6 protein-coding genes and 1 pseudogene are annotated in these 6,228 nt (G+C 71.5%); 4 read left to right on the forward strand and 3 right to left on the reverse strand.

Annotation, left to right across the window (positions count from 1 at the left end):
* Window positions 1–386: pseudogene (locus AB0E19_RS21580) on the reverse strand (hypothetical protein); the annotation flags it as partial.
* Window positions 387–654: 268 nt separating this feature from the next.
* Here AB0E19_RS21580 and deoC point away from each other — a divergent pair.
* The 3 genes from deoC to AB0E19_RS21595 are packed head-to-tail and all read left to right on the forward strand — an operon-like array spanning window position 655 to window position 3,948.
* On the forward strand, window positions 655–1,614 hold the full coding sequence (gene deoC / locus AB0E19_RS21585) for a deoxyribose-phosphate aldolase (protein WP_362182473.1): 960 nt from the start codon (window positions 655–657) through the stop codon (window positions 1,612–1,614).
* 5 nt (window positions 1,615–1,619) lie between these two features.
* Window positions 1,620–3,059: an aldehyde dehydrogenase family protein gene (locus tag AB0E19_RS21590; RefSeq protein WP_362182476.1), complete on the forward strand. Its 1,440-nt coding sequence runs from the start codon at window positions 1,620–1,622 to the stop codon at window positions 3,057–3,059.
* Window positions 3,049–3,948, forward strand: a complete 900-nt coding sequence (locus AB0E19_RS21595) for an aldehyde dehydrogenase family protein (protein WP_362182479.1) — start codon at window positions 3,049–3,051, stop codon at window positions 3,946–3,948. The genes AB0E19_RS21590 and AB0E19_RS21595 overlap by 11 nt, the downstream gene beginning before the upstream one ends.
* A 61-nt stretch (window positions 3,949–4,009) precedes the next feature.
* Here the strand turns inward: AB0E19_RS21595 and AB0E19_RS21600 are convergent, their stop codons facing one another.
* Window positions 4,010–4,414: a hypothetical protein gene (locus AB0E19_RS21600; protein ID WP_362182482.1), complete on the reverse strand. Its 405-nt coding sequence runs from the start codon at window positions 4,412–4,414 to the stop codon at window positions 4,010–4,012.
* Window positions 4,415–4,466: 52 nt separating this feature from the next.
* Here AB0E19_RS21600 and AB0E19_RS21605 point away from each other — a divergent pair, with 52 nt between their 5' ends.
* On the forward strand, window positions 4,467–5,168 hold the full coding sequence (locus AB0E19_RS21605; RefSeq protein ID WP_362182485.1) for an ATP-binding protein: 702 nt from the start codon (window positions 4,467–4,469) through the stop codon (window positions 5,166–5,168).
* A gap of 118 nt (window positions 5,169–5,286) precedes the next feature.
* On the opposite strand, the gene AB0E19_RS21610 is transcribed toward AB0E19_RS21605, so the two are convergent.
* A complete protein-coding gene (locus tag AB0E19_RS21610; protein ID WP_362182488.1) occupies window positions 5,287–6,006 on the reverse strand; it encodes a SigE family RNA polymerase sigma factor in 720 nt (239 codons plus the stop codon).
* Window positions 6,007–6,228: the final 222 nt, after the last annotated feature.

Genomic DNA, 6,228 nt, shown 5'->3' on the forward strand with positions numbered 1-6,228 from the left:
AGGACGGTCGCGGTGAAGTACCGGTGCTGGGTGCCCTTGTTGTAGACCTTCGCCGTCAGCCCCCCGTCGAGCTCCACGGTGCGGACCAGCACGTCGCCGTCGGAGGCGGCGGGGGCCTCGGCGGCCGGGGCGGTCGCGGCGGGGGCCTTGGTGGCCGGAGCGGTCGCGGCGGGGGCCTTGGTGGTCGGAGCGGTGGTGGCAGCAGCCGGCGCGGCGGCCTTCGCGGGAGCGGTCGCGGCGGCCTTCGCGGGGACGGTCGCGGTCGCGGTGACCGTCGGCGCCGGGGTCGTACCGGCGGCGAAGGCGCTGCCAGCCACGAGGACCGGAGTGGCGGCGACGCCGGCGACGAGCGCGGAGGCGAGGGCGGTGCGAAGGGCGGTGCGCATAACGACTCCCGAGAAGATTCGGTGGCGGATGAGGAAGAGCCGCATGCCTGGCTGATGTCTCGATCGGGGAGGGCCGGTGAGTTCTCGCTGGCTGCTGAAGAAAAATCTAAAGATCTTGTATGGGGGATCGGTCCGCTCCATGTCACGGCCTCGTGACAGCCCTCACACCCCCGACGGGCATGACGCCGCACGAGACGCACGACACCCCTCCCCCGACGCCCTCCCCTGTACAGGTCGCTACGCGCGTAGATATGCTCGACTGGTGACCATGCCCACCACTGCATCCGCAGCAGCAGCTTTCGCCGACGTGACCGCGTCCGAGAGCACGCTGCGCCGCTTCCTCCACGGGCTGCCCGGCGTCGACGCCGTGGGCCTGGAGGCGCGCGCCGCGTCCCTCGGCACCCGCTCGATCAAGACCACGTCCAAGGCGTACGCCATCGACCTGGCCATTTCCATGATCGACCTGACCACGCTCGAAGGCGCGGACACCCCGGGCAAGGTCCGGGCCCTCGCCGCCAAGGCCGTCCGCCCCGATCCGACCGACCGCACGACCCCGACGACCGCCGCCGTCTGCGTCTACCCCGACATGGTGGCCACCGCCAAGGCCGCCCTCGCGGGCTCGGACGTCAAGGTCGCCTCGGTCGCCACCGCCTTCCCGGCCGGCCGTGCCGCCCTCCCCGTGAAGCTGGCCGACACCGCCGACGCGATCGCCGCGGGCGCGGACGAGATCGACATGGTCATCGACCGCGGCGCCTTCCTCTCCGGCCGGTACCTGGAGGTCTTCGAGCAGATCGCCGCGATCAAGGCCGAGTGCGGCGACCGCGCCCGGCTCAAGGTGATCTTCGAGACCGGCGAGCTGTCCACGTACGACAACATCCGCCGCGCCTCCTGGCTCGGCATGATGGCCGGCGCCGACTTCATCAAGACCTCGACCGGCAAGGTCGCGGTCAACGCCACCCCGGCGAACACCCTGCTCATGCTGGAGGCGGTGCGCGACTTCCGCGCCCAGACCGGCGTGCAGATCGGCGTGAAGCCGGCCGGCGGCATCCGCAACACCAAGGAGGCCATCAAGTTCCTGGTGCTGGTCAACGAGACCGTCGGCGCGGACTGGCTGGACAACCACTGGTTCCGCTTCGGCGCCTCCAGCCTGCTCAACGACCTGCTGATGCAGCGCCAGAAGATGGCCACCGGCCACTACTCCGGCCCCGATTACGTGACGGTGGACTGATCGACATGACCTCCCCCTTCGAGTACGCCCCCGCGCCCGAGTCGCGCGCGGTCGTCGACATCGCCCCGAGCTACGGCCTGTTCATCGACGGCGAGTTCACCGACGCGGCCGACGGCAAGGTCTTCAAGACCGTCTCCCCCTCCACCGAGGAGGTCCTCGCCGAGATCGCCCAGGCGGGCGAGGCGGACGTGGACCGCGCGGTCAAGGCCGCCCGCAGGGCCTTCGAGAAGTGGTCGGCGCTGCCCGGTTCCGAGCGCGCCAAGTACCTCTTCCGGATCGCCCGGATCATCCAGGAGCGCAGCCGCGAGCTGGCCGTCCTGGAGACCCTGGACAACGGCAAGCCGATCAAGGAGACCCGCGACGCGGACCTCCCGCTGGTCGCCGCGCACTTCTTCTACTACGCGGGCTGGGCCGACAAGCTCGACCACGCCGGCTACGGCCCCGCGCCGAAGCCGCTGGGCGTGGCCGGCCAGGTCATCCCGTGGAACTTCCCGCTGCTGATGCTGGCGTGGAAGATCGCCCCGGCGCTCGCGACCGGCAACACGGTCGTCCTGAAGCCGGCCGAGACGACCCCGCTCTCCGCCCTGTTCTTCGCGGACATCTGCCGCCAGGCGGGCCTGCCGAAGGGCGTCGTCAACATCCTCCCCGGGTACGGCGACACCGGCGCCGCCCTGGTCGCGCACCCGGACGTGAACAAGGTCGCCTTCACCGGCTCGACCGCCGTCGGCAAGATGATCGCCCGCACGGTCGCCGGCACCGACAAGAAGGTCACCCTGGAGCTGGGCGGCAAGGGCGCCAACATCGTCTTCGACGACGCCCCCATCGACCAGGCCGTCGAGGGCATCGTCAACGGCATCTTCTTCAACCAGGGCCAGGTCTGCTGCGCGGGCTCCCGCCTCCTGGTCCAGGAGTCGATCCAGGACGAGCTCCTGGACAGCCTCAAGCGCCGTCTGTCGACGCTCCGCCTCGGCGACCCGCTCGACAAGAACACCGACATCGGCGCCATCAACTCCGAGGAGCAGCTGGCCCGGATCACCTCCCTCGTGGAGCAGGGCGAGGCGGAGGGCGCCGAGCGCTGGACCGCCGCCTGCGACATCCCGGAGGCCGGCTACTGGTTCGCCCCGACGCTCTTCACGAACGTCACCCAGGCGCACACCATCGCCCGCGACGAGGTCTTCGGCCCGGTCCTCTCCGTCCTCACCTTCCGCACCCCGGACGAGGCCGTCGCCAAGGCCAACAACAGCCAGTACGGCCTCTCCGCCGGCATCTGGACGGAGAAGGGCTCCCGCATCCTCGCGGTCGCGAACAAGCTCCGCGCCGGTGTCGTCTGGGCCAACACGTTCAACAAGTTCGACCCGACCTCGCCCTTCGGCGGCTACAAGGAGTCGGGCTTCGGCCGCGAGGGCGGCCGTCACGGTCTGGAGGCCTACCTCGATGTCCGATAAGACCGAGCAGAGCCGTCTGGGCGTCTTCAAGACCTACAAGCTGTACGTCGGGGGCAAGTTCCCCCGCTCCGAGAGCGGCCGGGTGTACGAGGTGACCGACTCCAAGGGCAACTGGCTGGCGAACGCCCCGCTCTCCTCCCGCAAGGACGCCCGTGACGCGGTCGTCGCCGCCCGCAAGGCGCAGGGCGGCTGGGCCGGCGCGACCGCGTACCTGCGCGGCCAGATCCTCTACCGCGTCGCCGAGATGCTGGAGGGCCGCCGGGACCAGTTCGTCCGCGAGGTCGCCGAGGCCGAGGGCCTGTCGAAGTCGAAGGCGGCGGCCCAGGTGGACGCGGCCGTCGACCGCTGGGTCTGGTACGCGGGCTGGACCGACAAGATCGCCCAGGTCGTCGGCGGCGCCAACCCGGTCGCGGGCCCCTTCTTCAACCTCTCCACCCCGGAGCCGACGGGCGTCGTCACCGTGCTCGCCCCCCAGGAGTCGTCCTTCCTGGGTCTGGTCTCGGTGATCGCCCCGGTCATCGCGACCGGCAACACCGCCGTCGTCATCGCCTCGGAGAAGGCCCCGCTCCCCGCCCTCTCCCTGGGCGAGGTCCTGGCCACCTCCGACCTCCCCGGCGGCGTGGTCAACATCCTCTCCGGCAAGGCCTCCGAGATGGGCCCGCACCTCGCGGCCCACCTGGACGTCAACGCGATCGACCTGACGGGCGCGGACGCCGACCTGGCCCGCGACCTGGAGATCGCGGCGGCGGAGAACCTCAAGCGCGTCCTGCGCCCCCGCACCGAGGACTTCGCCGAGTCCCCCGGCACGGACCGCATGACCGCGTTCCTGGAGACGAAGACCGTCTGGCACCCCACGGGCTCCCTGGGCGCGAGCGGCTCCTCTTACTAGGCCGGGTACGGCACGGCCCCCGGGCAGCAGCACTGCCCGGGGGCCGTCCGGCATGCCCGCGCTACGGCAGCAGCTTCTGCGTCAGCGGGCCGGCGACCGGCAGGTCCGCCACGGCACCGCCCTTCGTCACGTGGTCGGTGACCAGGTCGGTGCCGACCGGCTTGAAGTCGGCGACCTGGGTGCCGATGCCGTTGGCGAGCGGGTCGACGCCGGTGTTGGCCAGCGGGTCCAGCTGGAGCCGGGTCAGCGGGCCGATCCCGTAAGTGACGCCGGTCAGCGCGCCCGCGCCGGCCGCGCCTGCGTCCGTGCGGGTCAGCGAGTCCACCGGCAGCGGCACGGCGGGGACCGGCGCGGCCTGGGCGGCGGCGGCCGCCCCGAACACGGCGGCGCCGGCCGCGGTGACGCCGAGGCCTGCCTTGAACAGGAGACCGCGACGGGGGTCCTTCGGCTCTGCGTGACGCGCCATGGAGATCCTTCCAGGGGGTGAGCGGGCGGCCACCGACAGTAGTGGAGGTGTGATGCTCGATACCAACGGCCCTCCTCGGTGGTCCCCTGGACGGGGTAATGCCTCACACTGGTGTTCCGTGAGTTCCCAACCGATCCCGACCCGGGTCGTCCTGCTCGCGGGCCCCTCCGGCTCCGGCAAGTCGTCCCTCGCCGCCGTCACCGGCCTCCCGGTCCTGCGCCTCGACGACTTCTACAAGGAAGCCGACGACCCGTCGCTCCCGCTCGTCGAAGGCAGCGGTGACGTCGACTGGGACTCCCCGCGCTCCTGGGACGCGGACACCGCCGTCGACGCGATCGTCGAGCTGTGCCGCACGGGCCGCACCGACGTCCCGGTGTACGACATCGCCAGCAGCTCCCGCACCGGCAGCGACCGCCTCGACATCGGGCGGACCCCGCTCTTCGTCGCCGAGGGCATCTTCGCCGCCGAGATCGTCACCCGCTGCCGGGAGCTCGGCGTGCTCGCCGACGCGCTCTGCCTGCGCGGCCGCCCGTCCACCACCTTCCGCCGCCGTCTCCTGCGCGATCTGCGGGAGGGCCGGAAGTCGGTCCCGATGCTGCTGCGCCGCGGCTGGCGCCTGATGCGCGCCGAGCGGGCCATCGTGGCCCGCCAGACCGCGCTGGGCGCCCACCCGTGCGCCAAGCCGGAGGCCCTCGGCCGCCTCGCCGCCGCCGCGGCCGGCCGTCACCGGACCCCGGCCGGCAGCACCAGGTGACACGACGAAGCGGGCCGCACGAGACCCCCCGGACTCGTACGACCCGCTTCGCTTCTTTCCTCAGGCCCCGTTTCCCCCGTGGGGCCTCCCCCGTGCTTCCCCCGTGTCCCCCCGATCCTCAGGCGACCAACTCGCCGAAGGACTCCTCCTGGTCACGGCCGAAGCTCAGCACCTCGTCCTCGCGCAGCCGCCGCAGCGACCGCCAGATGCTCGACTTCACCGTGCCGACACTGATGTCCAGGATCTCCGCGATCTCCGGATCGGTCCGGCCCTCGTAGTAGCGCAGCACCAGCATGGTCCGCTGGAGCTCGGGCAGCCGGGCCAGCGCCTGCCACAGCACCGCGCGCAGCTCGGTGCCGCGCATCGCGTCCGTCTCGCCGACCGTCTCCGGCAGCTCCTCGGTCGGGTACTCGTTGACCTTGCGCCGACGCCAGGCGCTGATGTGCAGGTTGGTCATCGTGCGGCGCAGATAGCCGCCGACGGCCGCCTTGTCGCTGATCCGGTCCCAGGCGCGGTACGTGGAGAACAGCGCGCTCTGGAGCAGGTCCTCGGCCTCGAAACGGTCACCGGTCAGGTGGTAGGCGGTGGCGTACAGGGAGGCCCGGCGCTCCTGGACGTAGGCCGTGAACTCGGCCTCCGACCCGGAACGCTCCCCCGTGGCCTCCCCGTACGCCGCTCCCCCGTCAGCGATGGCGACCATGTACGGCGCCTTGCGCTGACGCCCGACGGTACGAACGCACCCCCGTCCGTTCACACCCCCGGACTTCTCGGTGCTCCGCACGACGTCGTGGAGCCGCGTGACGACTGCGCTGGAGGTGGTGCTGTGCAGTGCGTTCATCTCGCGCCCCCCTGTCGGTCGGAGTCTGTGTTTCGGTCCGTGTGCCAAGAAGCTTGCCCGGCGGACTTCATGGCGTTGTCCGCCGACTGTCACAGACGTGTCACAGGGGCCGTCGCGGAAGCGCGCCTCCGGGCGGTCGAACTCGGACGGCTCATGAGCCAGAATGACGGACGTGCCTTTTCTGTTGCTGATCGAGGACGACGACGCCATCCGCACGGCCCT

Origin of the sequence: Streptomyces sp. NPDC047974 (assembly GCF_040653375.1) — a bacterium.
Taxonomy (GTDB): Bacteria; Actinomycetota; Actinomycetes; order Streptomycetales; family Streptomycetaceae; genus Streptomyces.

Coding starts and splice junctions, on each gene's coding strand:
- AB0E19_RS21595 (WP_362182479.1), top strand. CDS start 3,049: ATGTCCGATAAGACCGAGCAGAGCCGTCTGGGCGTCTTCAAGACCTAC.
- AB0E19_RS21600 (WP_362182482.1), bottom strand. CDS start 4,414: ATGGCGCGTCACGCAGAGCCGAAGGACCCCCGTCGCGGTCTCCTGTTC.
- AB0E19_RS21605 (WP_362182485.1), top strand. CDS start 4,467: ATGCTCGATACCAACGGCCCTCCTCGGTGGTCCCCTGGACGGGGTAAT.
- deoC (WP_362182473.1), top strand. CDS start 655: ATGCCCACCACTGCATCCGCAGCAGCAGCTTTCGCCGACGTGACCGCG.
- AB0E19_RS21590 (WP_362182476.1), top strand. CDS start 1,620: ATGACCTCCCCCTTCGAGTACGCCCCCGCGCCCGAGTCGCGCGCGGTC.
- AB0E19_RS21610 (WP_362182488.1), bottom strand. CDS start 6,006: ATGAACGCACTGCACAGCACCACCTCCAGCGCAGTCGTCACGCGGCTC.